The organism is Paenibacillus aceti, from assembly GCF_003614185.1.
GTDB lineage: Bacteria > Bacillota > Bacilli > Paenibacillales > Paenibacillaceae > Fontibacillus > Fontibacillus aceti.
In genome coordinates this window covers 359,681-375,676 of record NZ_KZ987724.1, presented here as the reverse complement: position 1 = coordinate 375,676, position 15,996 = coordinate 359,681, and the positions used below count along the sequence as shown (strand labels likewise).

Below are 15,996 nucleotides of genomic sequence, written 5' to 3'. Positions count from 1 at the left end.
GTTCGAGCTTTAATCACTCCGTTATGTTAATTGCTTCCCAGCCCATTTGATTTCAGGGATCATCCCGGCATTATTTTAGAAATATCTCATTATCAATATCAAGATCAACTGTTTCCGAGTGAAGCTTGCCTTCATTATCATTCCAGGTAATGGTTAAGGTAGAGCTTGCATAATTCTGTCTATCCTTCTCCAATTCATCATAGGAATACACACTTGTCATAGAACCTATATCATTAATATTGTTCAGAATGGATACTGAACCGTTATTGGATATTACCTCTTTTACATAGACCGTTTGGTAGATATTGTCCTTGTTTTTTTCTTGAGCTTCGAACATATAATAAGAGCTATTCTCGATATTCTGGGGCTCCCCTTTATATACCAAGCTTCCATGTCCACGTAGAATGCTAGTCGACGAGACAATAATTTTGTAATTGATCACATCCCAATTCTCCCCCTCACCACTCAAGCTATAAATTTGCACATTTGTGTTTAAGGGTTCCTTGGCTTCTTTAAAATACATAAATCCCCAAATCGCATTCGAAAGTAGAAAAACACTCGCTAAAACAATAATTATTTTCTTCATCCCTACTCCCTTGATTCTATATCATTTTTTCATAAGATAAGCTTGGATTTGTTCCATATGGTGCTTGTCATGCGACACGAAAAACTCCGTCAAGTAGGATTCAATCGTGAATCCCCGATCTCCTGGATAGACCACGGAAAACTTACTGTCCTCGAGCTTGCTCAGATTAGATACCATCAGCTGGCGATTCCTAATGGCTTCCTCGATAATTTCATTCTTGGTTCTTCCCTTTCCATATCTAATAGACTGTTCATTGAATGCTAAATAATCCGGGTGTTCTCGAAGTTCAGAAAGCTCAGTCTCGGTTAGCATCGGAAATGTAAAATTATTGAAATACTCGTCCCATCTCATAATGTGCGTAATCATGTCATGAATACTCCATTTACCTTTGCTTAGTGGCGCATCCCAAATTTCATCTGATAAGGCGTCCAAAGTTTTGACAAAGCCGATAAATCCCTCTAATTCAGAAATCAACGATTGCTTCATATTTTCCCTCCTATAATCCATGGGGAAATTATACCACATAAAAGGGAATGTACGTTCCTATATTTTGTGATCGATTTTGAAATATTCTCCTTCCCATTCTATGAAAACAACCCAGCCTTAGACAGCTTTTATCTCGACTGGGTTGGGGATGACCTATTTTTTTAGTGAGTCTACGCTGCTTGCAGGAGCATAAACGTTCTTCATACTGCTATGATCCAAAATGCTCCCTTGAATAATCTCAAAATTCTTAGTTATCTCAATCACTAGCAATAATTCCTTGGGAGCCTCCCTCACTTGTTAGCCTCTGATTTCGGTATGTATTCAACAAGATCCGATAAACTGCAATTGAAAGTGTCGCATAATTTAAAGAGAGTTTCCATTTTGATTGTTTCTATATTTTCTTCTCTATATAATTTATTAATTGCATTGCGACTTAGACCAGATAACTTCATAAGCTGCGTAATATCATCAATTTTGTGATCTGCCATAAGCCTTCTCAAATGACACTTTACCATGCTATTCTCTCCTCTATTGTTGCATTCTAAAAAAATCTTTACTTTGACCCTATAGGGTTATATAATAACCTTATAGAGTTAAATTAAAGAGGTGAATATGATGAATACTCTAGAAAATACACTTCAACAACTTACTGATGAACGATCAAATCATATTAGCACATACCTAAAATCACACCATGATCAATTTAAAACATTGTCCCATAAATGTACGGATTATTTCAACATCTTAAAAACAACCTTACCGGAAGATGCCCATGATTTGTTATTCCAATATGAAGACCTTGTGAATTATCTTCATTCGATTTCTCAGGATTTTATCTATAAACAAGGCTTAAAGGATGGAGCTCAACTCCTTAAACTATTGTCTTGTAAACAGTCTGGAGATCTTCCTTAATTATAGTGGTTGTAGATTAGTTCTACACTAACTGAACTTTACCCTTTAAGTCTTCATATGCCTCTCTTAACCAAGGATGAATTACTTTCAAGTTCTCTCTCTGTGTCCACAAAAAATGGACATAAGCAAATGCTCCATGAGTTAGTGATACTTCCAGATTACAATTAAGCTTCTCTAAGTAAGGAGGAGTTCCATTCTGGTCCCATGAAATTTTATCCGCGACGAACAATACTTGATCCAATAATGTTGCATCTGATCTCAGCGTCGTATGGCATCCTATTGCATCTAATATTTCCTGATCATCAATTTTAAAGATTTCACTAGCCATAACCTTTGATAGTCGCTGATGGATAATCATTGGAAATATCTCCTCTTCGGGATATATTTCAATCTGTAATTGTTTCGCTACTTCTATTCTTTCATGGTTTGGATACACAGCACTGATATCATGCAACCAGCCTGCAATTTCTGCTGAACCAGGATCAGCCCCGAACATCAATGCAATTCTTTTTGCTTCATTCCCAACCTCCATACAGTGCTTTGCAATGTCTTCACACTGATTTGCAGTTAAAAACGATTGGATATCTTGCTGTAAATCTCCCGTAAAAAGTATATGATCCGTCAATAGCCTAAAAATGGAGTGCTGCATCATCATCCCCTCTTTGCCACTTATTCTACCCGATTAAAAATTCACTGAATCTGACAACATGTTCTGTTATTTTTGGATATATGCTACTTAGCACGAAGATACCAATAAACAAAGTTATAGCGATGTTGGGATATCTTTTCTTCATATAGCGTACTGATTGAATGAAGCAAAACAATAGCAGGGGGAGCGCAATGACTGCTGATATGTGCAAGCCTAGCTTCCCCTCTTTAGTCCAGCTTCCAATCCCAATACCATCCAAGAAGCTGTCTATGAATGAGTAGCCATACAAGTGATTACTGCCAAGTATTATTATCATTAAGCAAGCAGTAACCCATATCCACCCGACTCTTACATTGTTTTTTGGTTTCAGCAAAAAGGGCATCCTCCTTCATCATAATTTTTAAAATCGGGGCTCATGATGGTTTAGTGTAATCTGGTTTATTTATCATATACAACTTCTGTTCCCGCAATAAAATCATGGATCGCTCTCCGATCCTCCCGCATACCCACCATAAATGCACTGATGATCAGACCAATACCAAGAGTCAGGGTATAAACTACTCCTGCAACAATGTTGCGTAACAGCATGGTTCCAAGTCCAGGGGGAGAGTAATCATCGACCTTTCTTATTTTAATGCCACAGATACGCTTTCCGACCGTATATCCTCCCCAAAGAATAGGAACCAATAATCCGTATAAAAGCCTCAACATGTCTCTTACTAGCCCACTATCCGGATCACCCGTAATAATATAAGAAACAATGGCAATAGCAATTCCAATGAGAATTGCGTCTAATAACGTGGCTCCAAGTCTAATCAAAAAGCCTGCCTCCATCACTCTTCCCCTTCCTTAACGTTGGATACGTTCAGTAATTCATGAATATGTAGGAGCACTTGATATGTTTCTGGATATCAACACTTTGATTTGCTCACCGGTCTCTTCTTATCAAAAATGCTTTATCCGATCGTTCAAATCCTAAACTAGGATAATATTCAACTGCTGTTGGGGCGGAAATTAGTATTAATGAACATTGATCCTCTATTTTTGTCCGTACAAGTTGTACCAGTTCTTTTCCAATTCCCTGTTTCTGATATCTTTGGTCCACCGCCAGATCAGATAAATAACAGCAAAACGAATAGTCAGTTATCGCTCTGGCAACCCCAACCATTTTACCGTCAGACCAAGCGGTAATCATAATATCTGAATGGTCGATCATACTTTGGATTCTCTCAACATCTTCATAAGGTCGCTTGATTCCAGAATTTCTAAAGACTTCAGCTACATCGTGGGCATTTTGTTCTTTGACATCTGAATATGTGATCATAATCATGTCTCCTCCGGTTAATGACTTAATTCAATATAATCTCTTCTCGTAGCTCTCCTCTAACCCTTTCCGTATAACCTCTTCCGTATATTCAGATGAATTCACATGATCCTTTAATTTCGACAATGAGCGTCCAAGTGATGTATGACTTTTTTCATGACCATCTCACTGGGGGAACCCAGGAGATCTCTGATCTCGGCTTCTGAAGACAAGATTTCTTCAAAAGGTTTCTGCAAACCAGCACCTCAATTCTTCTTGTTCTCTAGCTTCTTCTGTTTCTTAACGCCTCAACGACCGGCCGCACGGGAGGACTGATTCTCTCGGGCAGCTCATTTATTTTGAAGAACCTGATGTCCTTTCCTTCATCGTTCAATTTTACTTCACCTTTATAGGAGTCACTCTGGTATACAATATCCACGATATACACTTCATCTCCGTTCGGGTATTTATAGTGCAGATCTTCTCCGGAAAAGACACCGAACAAATTCAAGCTATCTAGAATTAATCCAGTTTCTTCGAACACTTCCCTTGCCGCCGTATCCTCAACCTTCTCGCCTAACTCCACGGCCCCTCCCGGAAAGCACCAAGTGTCATTATCCGTTCTATGGATCATTAGAACTTCCCTAGCTGGATTATTAATAATTACACTCGAGCCGCACATGATGATGGGACGAGTTCCCACTAGCTTTCTCATTTCTTTCATGTATTCTTTCATATCGTCACCTTACTCCTGGCTAAGTATAAATCGATCGTGTCATAAACATGTAACACATCATAAGTATTTATATTCATCACAATATGTCGGCCTCCACCTGTCGTAGTTCTCTACCTTTTTGATTATTCTCTTTCCTTATCATCGATGAACATCAGGAAATACTCTTCACGGTCTGGATCGCTATAACCAATGTCTTCCTTACAAGAGGTTAAGTAATATTCTGTTCCATTACGATCTCCTCGCGGCCCGGTACGTTTATTCATTTGTGTACAGGTCGTTTTCCGTACTCCTTTATTCTGTCCTCCGAACCCATCCCAAGAGTTATCATACGTATATAGAATCTCTTCTCCATTAAATTCAAGATCGACATATATTGGATCGCCTTCATCAGTGTAATGAGCAAGTGCAACAGTGCTACTTATCTGATTCAAATACTCCTCATAGAATTTCTCAAGTTTATCCACATTCGCTAAACCAGGGGGCCCTGCAACGACATAGCCCTGTTTTTTGGCCTGTAGGAAATACAATTTGGAGTGTGATGAATCCGTCGGTTTATGATTGTTATTGGGTCCAGAATTGCAAGCAACAAGCATTACGGATAGAGCAATAATTACAAAATACTTCCTCAACTCATCCCCCCCCTAGCGACACCTCTTAACCCTATATGGACGTACTTTCAATCAAATCAATCATTTTTCTGAGAGTTCCCTTATTACTTCTATTTTCCATTTTATCAATAATTTCGTGTCTATTGTCATATAATTTATTAATAGCGTCTATAAAAGAATTGTCATTCATGTCTTCTTCAAATAAAACCTCGCAGTAGCCCGATGACTTAAACGATAGAGCATTTAGTATTTGATCGCCCCTACTCGCTTCTTTGGAAAGGGGGATCAGTAGCATGGGCTTTTTTAGGGATAGGAACTCGAATATTGAATTCGAGCCTGCTCGCGAAATTACGATGTCCGCCATGGCCAAAATATCAACCAAATCTCCATGTACGTATTCAAATTGCTTGTATCCACGGTAATTAGCATAGGATGGATCGATTTGTCCTTTACCGCATATATGAACTATCTGGAACTTATCCATCAATGGATGCAAATTTCTTCGAAGCACCTCATTAATCCGCTGGGACCCCAAACTTCCTCCCATACAGACAATTACCGGTTTATGTCTTGTAAAATGGCACAGGTTCAATCCTCTAAGTACACTGCCATGCATGAATTGTTCACGTACAATGGCACCAATATGTAATACCTTGTCATTGTTGATATGTTCTAATGTCTCGGGGAATGTTACGCAGATCTTCGAGGCAAAACGAATAGAAATTTTGTTGGCCAACCCAGGGGTGATATCAGATTCATGAATGATAATAGGGATGCGATTTAGCCAAGCTCCTATAACTACAGGGACGGAAACAAAGCCACCTTTTGAGAATACGACATTCGGCTTCATTCTTCTTATCAATCGATAGGCTTGCAGAACTCCCTTAATCGTACGAAAAGGGTCTTTCAGGTTTTCCCAATCCAGATATCGCCTCAGCTTTCCCGTTGATATTCCGATGTATTCCACATGATCCATATTCTGAATTAACTCTGCTTCAATGCCTTGCTTCGAGCCCATATATTTAACATCCCAGCCCATTTCCATAAACTTAGGAATTAAAGCCATGTTCACCGTCACATGACCTGCAGAGCCCCCGCCGGTAAACAATATCCGCTTTGACATCTTCATCACCTCGCTTGGGAAGTCGGTATAGGCTGATCTGTATATAAAAGAGAGGATGCTCTAAGGGAAGCTCTACGTTGTAATGTAACCAGGTATCGTTATTTGCGTCAAAAGGAGGCATTTCATACTCTGACGAAACTAGGTATCGTTATTGTTGCACATAAGGGGCTAAATGGCGTATTTTTACCGAAATATGTTTCGTAGAGCTCGGGAGACTTGCTGGTGCTTTTTCAACAGCCTGACCTTTCAAGTGATTTTCTGTAATAGTGCTTGTTATCCTCATCCATATCTGTTGATTTCTCTAATCCAACGCTGCTCCAGAACCTTTCGTTAGCTTCGTTCGTGGGTGTTAATTCGATGTATAGAGCTCCTTCATGCCTAATATACTGTTCGGCCCTTAGATAAGCTGATTTGCCATAGCCCTGGTTGCGGTATTTCGGTTCAATATAGTATTCCATTAAAAAACACTTTCCGCCTTCATCAAAATAAGTAACATACATGATAAAGCCAATAATAGCCTCTTCCTGTATAAATAATATTCTTAGTGGGTTTATATTCCTTATTCTTAGTTCCTCGATTGCACCTCTATATTCATCAGAATAGAAGTAATCTAAATCAAACTCATCCCCTAAAGACACGTTAAGAGATAGCTCATTAATGTAATTGTTAAATAACTCCCAAAAGATCGTTACATCGGGTTCTTTTTCGACTAAAGATAGTTTAAGATTATTGCTCATAACAAGCCTCCTTGTTGGTGGACTTACGCCTCTTGTAAGCCAGAAATTATGCTATAATATCCTCATGATGAGGTTGGAACAAATGCTAAGCCAGATTCTTCAAGAAATTAAATCTATAAAGAGTGATATCCGACAATTAAACCAGAACCAACTATTATTGAGTGAAAACCAGAAGCATATGTCTCTCCAGATTGACAATATCCTTCAAGCTGTTTTGCGTATTGGAGATAGCCAGCCAGAAGATATTTCTGCACTTCTAGACAGGATTCATAATAATATTTTAGATAAAGATTCCGAGATTGCCGCTCTGAACAAGCGTGTATTTCGGTTGGAGTCAGATTTCGAGAAATTTAGTAGACAGTAATTAGAACTGTTTAAAAATCTCATTAACAAATGGGGTTACCTCGAGGCCTTCTAATTCCCCTATTGGTATCCATCTAGCTTCTAATGCATCTTGTCCATCACCGTCAGTCCCGTCTCCTCGTGAAACTCTCTAATTAATGCTTCATAAGGTTCTTCTCCGAATTCAATTGTTCCCCCGGGTAAGTCCCACTTGCCTTTATGTGGACCTCTGGACTTTTTTATGAGCAATATTTTTCCAGCTTCAATGAGAATTCCATAGACACCTAGATGAGTATACTTGGTCATTTGTATCCCTTTCAACGATCTGCAAACATTTTCGCAAATACTGTTTCCTTCGCCCCTACTTCCATATTGAGTGGTAACGATAAACTATGTATATTTCCATTCGAATCTGCATGAAATGAAGCTTTTAGTTTCATAGGTAATTCATAAAGTGTTTCGAACAGATCTCCCTGGATGTGGGTCACGGGTAAAGTCATAGAATTATATCTAAATTGCAGGTGTTCCTTTTCAAGCTCGACATACATTGTTCCATAGCCTGGATGTTTATACGTTCCAATATACTCTATCAGAGGATGAGGAGGATTCGATTCAATATTGTTAATAGACGGCTCATTACTATCATGCTGCTTATTAAGCTGTTCTTCCCATTTCTCTTGATCCTTCTGTATTTGTCCACTCCAATCGATTTCCTTAAGTCCTAATAGTCGATCCACAATATTATAGGTAACGACCTTAGGCAAATGGGATGCGAGCTTATTAGTAAGAATGACAATACCGATATTATCATGCGGCAAAAAAGACACCAACGACGTGAATCCGTCTATCCCCCCACTATGATGAAGCATTTGATGTCCGCGGTAGGGTTCAATGCACCAGCCAAGGCCATAGCAACTTAATGGCAGTTCCTTCTTCCCCCATAAGCTTGGCTCACATGGGATATGCGGAGTATGCATATCGTCCAATCTACCTTCCGACACGATCTGCTTTCCATCTAACATGCCTCTATTAAGATGCAGCATAATCCAGTTAGCCATATCGATAATATTACTATTGATCGAACCAGCCGGACCAATACTATCCATATTCCGAAAAGGGATTTGCTGAGTCTCGCCGTTTTTATCAATATAAGCCAGTGCATAATCATCTCGAAGCTGCATCTCATCTACTGAAAAACAACTGGACTTCATATGCAAAGGAGCAAAAATTCGTTCCTGAACTCTCTGTTCCCATGAGGATCCGGCTAGCTTCCCAACGAGATAACCTGCAACCATGTACATTATATTTTGATACTGCCCCTTCGCTCGAAAGTCCTGATTAGGCTCTAAATACTCAAGCCGTTCTATGATCTCCTCCCGAGTAAGCTTAGAATTATACCAAATGGCATCATGTCTTGGCAGCCCTGAACGATGACAAAGCATATCTCGTATCGTAATTCGTTCCGTCGCAAAAGAATCATACATTTTAAAATGTGGCATATAATTTTTGATTGGCGCATCTAAATCTAACATACCCTCATCTGCTAATTGCTCCGCTACCATAGCCGTGAATGCCTTCGTACACGACGCAATCGCAAACAACGTATTGGGCGTAACCTTAAGCCCTGATTCCTTATCCCGATATCCATATCCGTTCGCCAGAATGATCTCTTGATCCTTAATGATAGCAACCGCTGCCCCGGGAACTTTCCATACATTCAATTGCTGCTCCATATAAGTATTGAAATCTTCCAGTGCTCCAAGAACTCCGTTCATCGAACGATCCTCCCCTTCTGTTAGTAACTCTTCTTAGTAAACTTAATCCCCCTCTTTAATCAATTCCACAGCTCTCTCAATATACTCGTCTCTACCTTCCACGATTCCTTCAAGGGTCGGATCAAGGCGAATATCCGGCTGTAATCCTATTCTTTGCGTTGGGGATTTGTCCGGATGAAATATGCCGATTCCACTTATGGCCGTCTTTATGTTTCCTGGAAGTACAATGACACGCATATTACCATCGGTGCCGGCAGACGGTCTGCCAAGAACGATGGAGTTGTCTGTATTTCTGAGCGACATCGTCGCAAATTCTGCCTGGCTAATCGTATGTTCATTGATTAGAATCACTAATTTCCCCTTGTAGACCTCATTATTGGTGGCTTTGGATCCTCCTGAGACAAGGGGCTCAAGATAATAAAATTCACCCGGTATGGCATGATTGGGAGCTGACACAAATGCAAACTCCTTTTCAGAAGGAATCAGATATTGGGCTAATTCATAAGTAAGTGAGCTAGAGGGGTAATTCCTAAGGTCTACAATCAATCCTTTGGTGTTCCACCATTTCTTCATGATTTTATCAATCTCGCCATCTTTTAAGAGACCCGCATTGATATAGTAGATCTCATCGTTCTCCATGGCTTGTGATTTCGTATCAACCTGGAACTGAATATCCTGTTGACTGCCTACTGCACTAATGTCCATCGTCTTCCCCTGCCGGATTACAGTAACATCCGTATTCTTCTGTTGAGTTCGAAATAAATCTAAATAAAATAAGCTAGCCGTGTCTTCTCGAGACTGCGAGATGTATGTTCTTCTACTTTCTAATAACTCATCTATATTTTTGCCGTCTATTTTTAATACAATGTCTCCGACTTCAAGTCCACACGGGTTAATGACTTTGCTGATCACGATCTGATTGTCTATCTCGATAAAGTTTACAGGGAGCCGGTAAGTTCCTAAATCATCGGTAATTGTCTCTTTATTTTTGCCTATCAAAAAAGCATGGGAATCATGGATTCTAGTAGTCAGCTCTGCTAAGGTCGTGAAATAGGAATCATAATCCGATCCTTCGATCATCTTGGGGATAAACTCCAGCAGCACCTGATCCCAATCCTCACCGATCACATCTTTATATGGATAATAATATTCGATAATATTCCAGTAGCGGAATAAACTTAACAATCTGTAGCCCGTATCATTGAAATTCATATTTGGGTATGGATTTTCATTGTCCATAGACGGTAAAATTGGATCAGACTTAAAATTGACATATGCATTATCTCGTGCGGAAATATTGGAATCCAGAAGCTTCGATAACTCGAGACTCAAATCCGTTCCGAGATATTCCGCATCCTTGCACCAATCTGTTGATGACCTAAACTGTATGGACTCTTCGGAAAATTGGAATTGCTGCTCAAGCTCTCCAGGAATAGACTCGCTGCCTAATGAATGAACCCAACTATATAGAATTGAATTAGCATCCGAATCTTCTTCTAAAATAGAGGGCATCACCCGAAACAGCTCATAATCCCAATTTACATCTCCAGATACCACCTTGGGATGATAATATTTCACCACACCCCATACCTTACTGAGCTTGGCAAGATCCGTGATTTTTTGTTCAGACAGGCTGGTAAATTCCATTCCACTTCCTTGGTCAAATTCCTGATCCTTCTCTCTCCCGAGCTGTTGAGCCTCTTGTGAAGGAGAGCATCCTGCAATCATGAAAATAAACAATACAATTAAAAGCACTGATGACTTCCAAGGCTTTCTTATACCTTGCTCCATTCTGCCTCCCCCTTCGGTTTCAAAGTATGACCAAAAGCAGTTCTCAGCACACCAAAATATATCTATCTAGTAACCTTATACATTTAAATCTAATCCTTAAGTGCATATCTGCAACTATTTGCCCTCTTTATGCCCTCAACAGGAGATATAATTGCAGTTGTGCAACTATTTGCATGATTTGTCCTTCAATCCCACGATTTAGTAAGGAAATAGTTGTATATGCACATCTATTCCTGACTTCAAGCTAAGTTTTGCGAAAAATAAGTGTATTTCAGGCTAAATTTCACCACATTTTGATCCTTCAAATTTACATGATATAATTTTGAAGCAACGGATAAAACCACGATGAGGAGTGAGGTTAGTGGCTGTTGATGTATATCTGTACTTTAATGGAAACTGTCGTGAGGCTGTAACGTATTATGCAGAAGTATTCGGAACAGAGCAACCGCAAATTATGACATACGGGGATACCCCGCCTAATCCTGAATACCCTCTTCCTGAAGAAGCCAAAAATTTAGTCATGCACTCGCGACTTAACATCAATGACAGCAATATCATGTTCTCTGATATGTTTCTGGGTTCGCCATTTATTCAAGGAAATAACATCGGCCTCGCTTATGTAAGCAAGGACCTCGATCACATCACAAGCTGTTTTAACAAGCTGAAGGATGGCGGCACGGTTAAAATGGAGCTGCAAGAAACGTTCTGGAGCAAATGTTACGGCAACCTGCAGGACAAATTCGGAATTGAGTGGCAATTTAGTCATGAAAATGAATAACTGTTGACCAACCATCACAAGTGGAATCGACAAAGGATATAGCGTTTTCTCCCCCTGGGAAAGCTCTATGTCCTTTTTTACCGTTCAAGAACCGTTTCTGAATTAATATTCCAGCTTATACACCACTTCCCCTTCAATCACCCGGCCGTCTGCTTTAAAGCCCAATTGTTCATATAAATGTTTAGCCCCGATATTCTCCGGTTCAAAGCTGATGTAGATCATCCGATGCCCAGGGTCTTCTTTAATCCTGTTAATAAGCAGTTCCATCGCAGCCTTTCCGTATCCCATCGACTGATATTTAGCATCTATCATTAAGCGGTAAATCCAATACTCGCGATCCTCTTCATCTATACAATACATCGTAAATCCGACTGGAATTTCATCATGATAAATAGCTAAGCAGATGCACTCTGGAAATGCCTTAGCCTGCGCCAGCGAATACATATTCGACGCTACAAACTCTTTTTGCTCCTTAGCCACACTCAGGTCAATGATATCGTAGAAATTGTCTCGATCGATCTCTTTTAGTGTAATCATAAATACTCCCTTTCTGGTTATCCAGGCTCTCGCTCGGAATAGTTCCTACATAAACCTTACCCATATTCCGACAAAAAATGAAGGGAAATCTTAATTATTGCTAAACTATACTATTGTTTCATGGTGAAAAAAGACGACCTCTATGCTACAATATTAAAATTGTATACACTATCAGACTAGGAAGGATTTTGGATCAATATGCTGATTATTGGTATTTCCGGCGGTACCGGATCAGGTAAAACCACCGTCGCCCATTCCGTCATTGACCGGCTTGGTTCAGACAAAGTCACCTTTATATCTCAAGATAACTATTATAAAGATCATTCCCATCTTAGCTTTGCCGAGCGGGAGAAGATTAACTATGATCATCCTTTTGCTTTTGACAATGAGCTCTTAGTCGAACATATTCAAAATTTAGTGGAAGGCAAGACCGTCCACGCCCCTGTATATGACTTCACGGTTCATGCACGTTCTACTTCACAATCGCTTGAGTTGAAACCGAACAATATTATTATTCTTGAAGGTCTCCACGTCCTCTACGATGAAAATCTTCGAGCCTTGCTGGACATTAAAGTGTTCGTCGATACAGATCCTGATGTACGCATACTGCGACGGGTACTCCGAGATATAGAAGAACGTGATCGTTCCATTCGGTCGGTATATGACCAATACTTAAGAACCGTTAAACCTATGCATGAAGCCTTCATCGAACCTTCCAAAAAGTACGCTGACCTCATCATCCCCGAGGGTGGACATAATGAAGTTGGCATTCAACTGCTTACTACACTAACTGAGAAGTATTTGATCAGTGGAGAGAATTTTAACTGTCAATAAATGAAGTAATAAAGGATGTAGAATTTTCTTCTCTAAGGAAACCTATATCCTTTTTGATTTAGCTATGTATTCCAATAATTATTCTTGTCATTGTACCGTTTCTCTTCCACTTTTGTCCCGGAATCGAATGCCAGTATGCTTAGTATTGGAATGATGGAGAATAAGATGGCATAAATCAAATAATCTGATTTGAATCTAAAGATCAAACCATAGCCTGCAAAGCAGATCAAAAACGCAATCATAATTGCTATTAGCTTCGCTTTCCATGACATACTATCCCCTCCAGATTATTGAATTGACTAAAGACCGTACTCTTTTTTCGATCTAGCAGTTTCTCTTAGTGCTACAGCGTCCGTACTTGGCACAGAATCACTATAGTGTTTTCCGCACAAAATCCCTGATATACTTCTCTTCAAAGCCAAGACTGTCATATAGCTTTCTGGCTTCATTCCCAACAACACACGACAGTTCAACGGTTTCATTACCACGCTGATAGATAAGGTTGCATAAGTGCATAACCATTTTCCTGCCAATCCCGCGTCCCTGAAGGTCTGTACGGACAGATATGCTGCTGAGTTCATTCCCAGAGAGATGGCTATAGGCAACGATTTCCCCGTTTATTTCATAGACAAAGCGATCTTCCGCATCCTTTTGCCATTCTTTTCGCTCTTTTTCGCTGGGCTGGGCAATCACAGAGTCTGGGAAACATCCAACACGAACCCTCATTTCATGAAAAGCCGTAGCATACAAAGGATGACTAGCCAAATAATCTTCATCCGTATACGTCCTCACTGGAAGCTCCTCTACAGGGAACAGCTCACCACTCCGCTGCATTAAAGCTGATGAAAAGTATTCCCCATAACCCAGCTTGCGCGCAAATGCTAAAGAGGATGGGTGATCGGCGCGAAAGGAACTTCTGACTTTTTGGGTTCCGCCCGCCCTTAATTCGCCTTCCGCATACTCTACAATTGCAGAACCGATGCCCTGCCTTCGAAACTGTGGAGCTACATACACATTCAGGTATGACTGAGGTACAGGCTCGTTCACTTGGGCAAGTCCAACCAGTTTATCCTCCATATATGCGGTAATGAACAATTCCGGAGCTTGAGCAAGAACCCGAAGAAGGTCTTCCCCCGCAACAACATCATAGCTTAATAGTTCTTTGACAGTGGTAAAATCCCTTTCATTGAACCGTTCGTAGCGGATATCTGTCGTATTCATAAGCTCACCCACGGAACATGACACTCTAGTAGCCTTAATAACTCTTGGAATGTAGCTTCAACGTCATCCGTAGAATTCAATACACGATACTCGTTTGGAAGTGTGCTCCGTCTTCGAATGAGCGCATTCGAACATCGTCAAGGTCCGTAATTATAAGATTCTTAAAACCATGTCGATTATAGTTCTTCGCTACCAAGATTAGGTTCTCGAAAGTCAACTGCTCTTCCTGTCTTTGTATAATCTCAATGGAAGGTGTTAAAGAACGAAATTCCGGAATCCAGCCAAATTCAAAATAAGGTGATTTAAAATAATCATGCATTTTCCTGGATAATGTTGTCTTTCCAGTCCCAGGTGATCCGTGGACAATAATGACATCAGTGTTCACACTTTCGCCTACTTTCATGAAATTCATCATCATTGCTTGTTTTTCAGCAGGGTTGTACAATAAATTTATAAGTTCTTTTCCGGAGGTGTGCATACATGAAATGGACTAATATCCGTGAGATCTGTCCCAACCGTTGGGTTCTAGTGGAAGCTCTGGCTACTCAATCAAATAATCAAAAGAGAACTATTGACGAAATGTCTCTAATCGCCGAATACGGCAACCCCATACACGCGTGGTCCTCCTACAGGAAATTCCATTCATCAGATCCTGCCCGAGAAATCTATGTGTTCTATACCGGAAATGAATTTATTGAACTCATTGAATTGCCTTCTCCAGAAACTAGAAAACGCCAATCTAGATCTTATTTTAAAGTGCCTTCTACAAATGAGTAGAGTAAGATATGAAGATATCCTTATCTTCGCGAAAAGCCCCAGCCTGAGATCGCTCTTTATCTTAGACTGAGGCTTTTTGTTATGTGAGCTTCTTCCATGATTATACAACTTGAAACTGGGAGAAGTAAGTCCTTTTTTGAGATGTTCTACGGCGTTAGATACTTCTTCAGGTCTGATATCTCCAAAATAAAGTTGTCCCAGGATATTGCTCATAATCTAGCACCTCCACAACAAGAATACCCTATCATGTCGTCCAGATTAATATTTAGCGAGAATATCGCTAAGATGCAACTTTCTCGACTTCATTTCTTCGATCCCAAACTTAATTCAAATTCTTGACATGCGATAACGAAAACCTCGTCATATGTATATATGACATATTGCTTTAACTCCAGACCTCTTGCCTTCTTTATATCTTTAAGTATTTTTGTATTGGATATCTCCGCAAAGCTGCTACTTTCATTGTATGAGGTATCAAACATTTCTAAACTTACATCTAACTCAATCATATTAAAATAATAAACTTTCTTGAATAGCAGCTCATATCCTATAAACTCATCATCATCTGATTCCGTACATAATAGTCCATTAATTTCTCCAATTAATGTAACCTCATTCTTTGGATAATTAAATTGAATATCATCAAGGTAGATTGCGTCTCTACCATAGATTTCACCTAATTCGGTTTTTATCGCTTTGATTTGTTCCATTTCTATCACGTCCCAGTCAAAAATATCGGTTCTTTTCTTTAAGCATCTGCTCTAAATCTAACTACATCTTTCGTACCTGACATTGGACTAC

At 39.8% G+C, this 15,996-nt stretch carries 21 protein-coding genes; 5 read left to right on the top strand and 16 right to left on the bottom strand.

The genetic code is table 11. From position 1 onward, the window contains the following. Positions 1-70: 70 nt before the first annotated feature. From BFJ94_RS01690 to BFJ94_RS01680, 3 genes are all read right to left on the bottom strand, one after another. A complete protein-coding gene (locus BFJ94_RS01690) occupies positions 71-586 on the bottom strand; it encodes a hypothetical protein (RefSeq protein ID WP_120460612.1) in 516 nt (171 codons plus the stop codon). A gap of 21 nt (positions 587-607) precedes the next feature. Beyond that, on the bottom strand, positions 608-1,072 hold the full coding sequence (locus BFJ94_RS01685; RefSeq protein WP_162944119.1) for a DinB family protein: 465 nt from the start codon (positions 1,070-1,072) through the stop codon (positions 608-610). Between the two features lie 290 nt (positions 1,073-1,362). Further along, complete coding sequence (locus BFJ94_RS01680; RefSeq protein ID WP_120460608.1) at positions 1,363-1,587, bottom strand: helix-turn-helix domain-containing protein; 225 nt, start codon at positions 1,585-1,587, stop codon at positions 1,363-1,365. 97 nt (positions 1,588-1,684) lie between these two features. Between BFJ94_RS01680 and BFJ94_RS01675 the strand changes: the two genes are divergently transcribed. Next, positions 1,685-1,984, top strand: a complete 300-nt coding sequence (locus tag BFJ94_RS01675) for a hypothetical protein (protein ID WP_120460606.1) — start codon at positions 1,685-1,687, stop codon at positions 1,982-1,984. Positions 1,985-2,006: 22 nt separating this feature from the next. Here the strand turns inward: BFJ94_RS01675 and yqeK are convergent, their stop codons facing one another. From yqeK to BFJ94_RS01635, 7 genes are all read right to left on the bottom strand, one after another. Continuing rightward, a complete protein-coding gene (gene yqeK / locus BFJ94_RS01670) occupies positions 2,007-2,639 on the bottom strand; it encodes a bis(5'-nucleosyl)-tetraphosphatase (symmetrical) YqeK (RefSeq protein WP_439116391.1) in 633 nt (210 codons plus the stop codon). A gap of 432 nt (positions 2,640-3,071) precedes the next feature. Next, positions 3,072-3,467, bottom strand: coding sequence for an RDD family protein (locus BFJ94_RS01660; RefSeq protein WP_120460599.1), 396 nt, complete (start codon positions 3,465-3,467; stop codon positions 3,072-3,074). Positions 3,468-3,561: 94 nt separating this feature from the next. Next, positions 3,562-3,957: a GNAT family N-acetyltransferase gene (locus BFJ94_RS01655; protein ID WP_120460596.1), complete on the bottom strand. Its 396-nt coding sequence runs from the start codon at positions 3,955-3,957 to the stop codon at positions 3,562-3,564. A 262-nt stretch (positions 3,958-4,219) separates the two neighbouring features. Next, positions 4,220-4,672 (bottom strand): NUDIX hydrolase, encoded by a 453-nt coding sequence (locus BFJ94_RS01650; RefSeq protein WP_120460594.1) that lies wholly within the window; start codon positions 4,670-4,672, stop codon positions 4,220-4,222. 122 nt (positions 4,673-4,794) lie between these two features. After that, positions 4,795-5,301 (bottom strand): DUF4362 domain-containing protein, encoded by a 507-nt coding sequence (locus BFJ94_RS01645; RefSeq protein ID WP_120460593.1) that lies wholly within the window; start codon positions 5,299-5,301, stop codon positions 4,795-4,797. Positions 5,302-5,332: 31 nt separating this feature from the next. Continuing rightward, positions 5,333-6,403, bottom strand: coding sequence for an undecaprenyldiphospho-muramoylpentapeptide beta-N-acetylglucosaminyltransferase (gene murG, locus BFJ94_RS01640; RefSeq protein WP_120460590.1), 1,071 nt, complete (start codon positions 6,401-6,403; stop codon positions 5,333-5,335). Between the two features lie 230 nt (positions 6,404-6,633). Beyond that, a complete protein-coding gene (locus BFJ94_RS01635; protein ID WP_120460588.1) occupies positions 6,634-7,140 on the bottom strand; it encodes a GNAT family N-acetyltransferase in 507 nt (168 codons plus the stop codon). An 82-nt stretch (positions 7,141-7,222) separates the two neighbouring features. Here BFJ94_RS01635 and BFJ94_RS01630 point away from each other — a divergent pair, with 82 nt between their 5' ends. Then, positions 7,223-7,504 (top strand): hypothetical protein, encoded by a 282-nt coding sequence (locus BFJ94_RS01630; protein ID WP_120460586.1) that lies wholly within the window; start codon positions 7,223-7,225, stop codon positions 7,502-7,504. An 80-nt stretch (positions 7,505-7,584) separates the two neighbouring features. Here the strand turns inward: BFJ94_RS01630 and BFJ94_RS01625 are convergent, their stop codons facing one another. The 3 genes from BFJ94_RS01625 to BFJ94_RS01615 all read right to left on the bottom strand — a co-directional run bounded on the left by BFJ94_RS01625 (position 7,585) and on the right by BFJ94_RS01615 (position 11,048). Further along, positions 7,585-7,788 carry an NUDIX domain-containing protein gene (locus BFJ94_RS01625; protein WP_229716868.1) on the bottom strand — a complete coding sequence of 68 codons (204 nt, stop codon included), beginning with the start codon at positions 7,786-7,788 and terminating at the stop codon, positions 7,585-7,587. A gap of 11 nt (positions 7,789-7,799) precedes the next feature. Beyond that, a complete protein-coding gene (locus BFJ94_RS01620; RefSeq protein WP_229716869.1) occupies positions 7,800-9,215 on the bottom strand; it encodes a serine hydrolase in 1,416 nt (471 codons plus the stop codon). Positions 9,216-9,299: 84 nt separating this feature from the next. After that, positions 9,300-11,048: a S41 family peptidase gene (locus BFJ94_RS01615; protein ID WP_120460581.1), complete on the bottom strand. Its 1,749-nt coding sequence runs from the start codon at positions 11,046-11,048 to the stop codon at positions 9,300-9,302. A gap of 361 nt (positions 11,049-11,409) precedes the next feature. On the opposite strand from BFJ94_RS01615, the gene BFJ94_RS01610 reads away from it, so the two are divergent. After that, on the top strand, positions 11,410-11,826 hold the full coding sequence (locus BFJ94_RS01610) for a VOC family protein (protein WP_120460579.1): 417 nt from the start codon (positions 11,410-11,412) through the stop codon (positions 11,824-11,826). Positions 11,827-11,928: 102 nt separating this feature from the next. Here the strand turns inward: BFJ94_RS01610 and BFJ94_RS01605 are convergent, their stop codons facing one another. Continuing rightward, positions 11,929-12,363 carry a GNAT family N-acetyltransferase gene (locus BFJ94_RS01605; RefSeq protein ID WP_120460577.1) on the bottom strand — a complete coding sequence of 145 codons (435 nt, stop codon included), beginning with the start codon at positions 12,361-12,363 and terminating at the stop codon, positions 11,929-11,931. A gap of 198 nt (positions 12,364-12,561) precedes the next feature. Between BFJ94_RS01605 and udk the strand changes: the two genes are divergently transcribed. After that, a complete protein-coding gene (udk, locus tag BFJ94_RS01600; protein ID WP_120460575.1) occupies positions 12,562-13,197 on the top strand; it encodes a uridine kinase in 636 nt (211 codons plus the stop codon). A gap of 372 nt (positions 13,198-13,569) precedes the next feature. Here the strand turns inward: udk and BFJ94_RS01590 are convergent, their stop codons facing one another. After that, the gene (locus BFJ94_RS01590; protein ID WP_120465042.1) at positions 13,570-14,418 is read right to left on the bottom strand and encodes a GNAT family N-acetyltransferase; all 849 of its coding nucleotides are present in this window, start codon (positions 14,416-14,418) and stop codon (positions 13,570-13,572) included. A gap of 480 nt (positions 14,419-14,898) precedes the next feature. Here BFJ94_RS01590 and BFJ94_RS01580 point away from each other — a divergent pair, with 480 nt between their 5' ends. Then, the gene (locus tag BFJ94_RS01580) at positions 14,899-15,195 is read left to right on the top strand and encodes a hypothetical protein (RefSeq protein ID WP_188831397.1); all 297 of its coding nucleotides are present in this window, start codon (positions 14,899-14,901) and stop codon (positions 15,193-15,195) included. A 302-nt stretch (positions 15,196-15,497) separates the two neighbouring features. Here BFJ94_RS01580 and BFJ94_RS01575 read toward each other — a convergent pair whose 3' ends face one another. Then, complete coding sequence (locus BFJ94_RS01575; protein ID WP_120460569.1) at positions 15,498-15,905, bottom strand: hypothetical protein; 408 nt, start codon at positions 15,903-15,905, stop codon at positions 15,498-15,500. Positions 15,906-15,996: the final 91 nt, after the last annotated feature.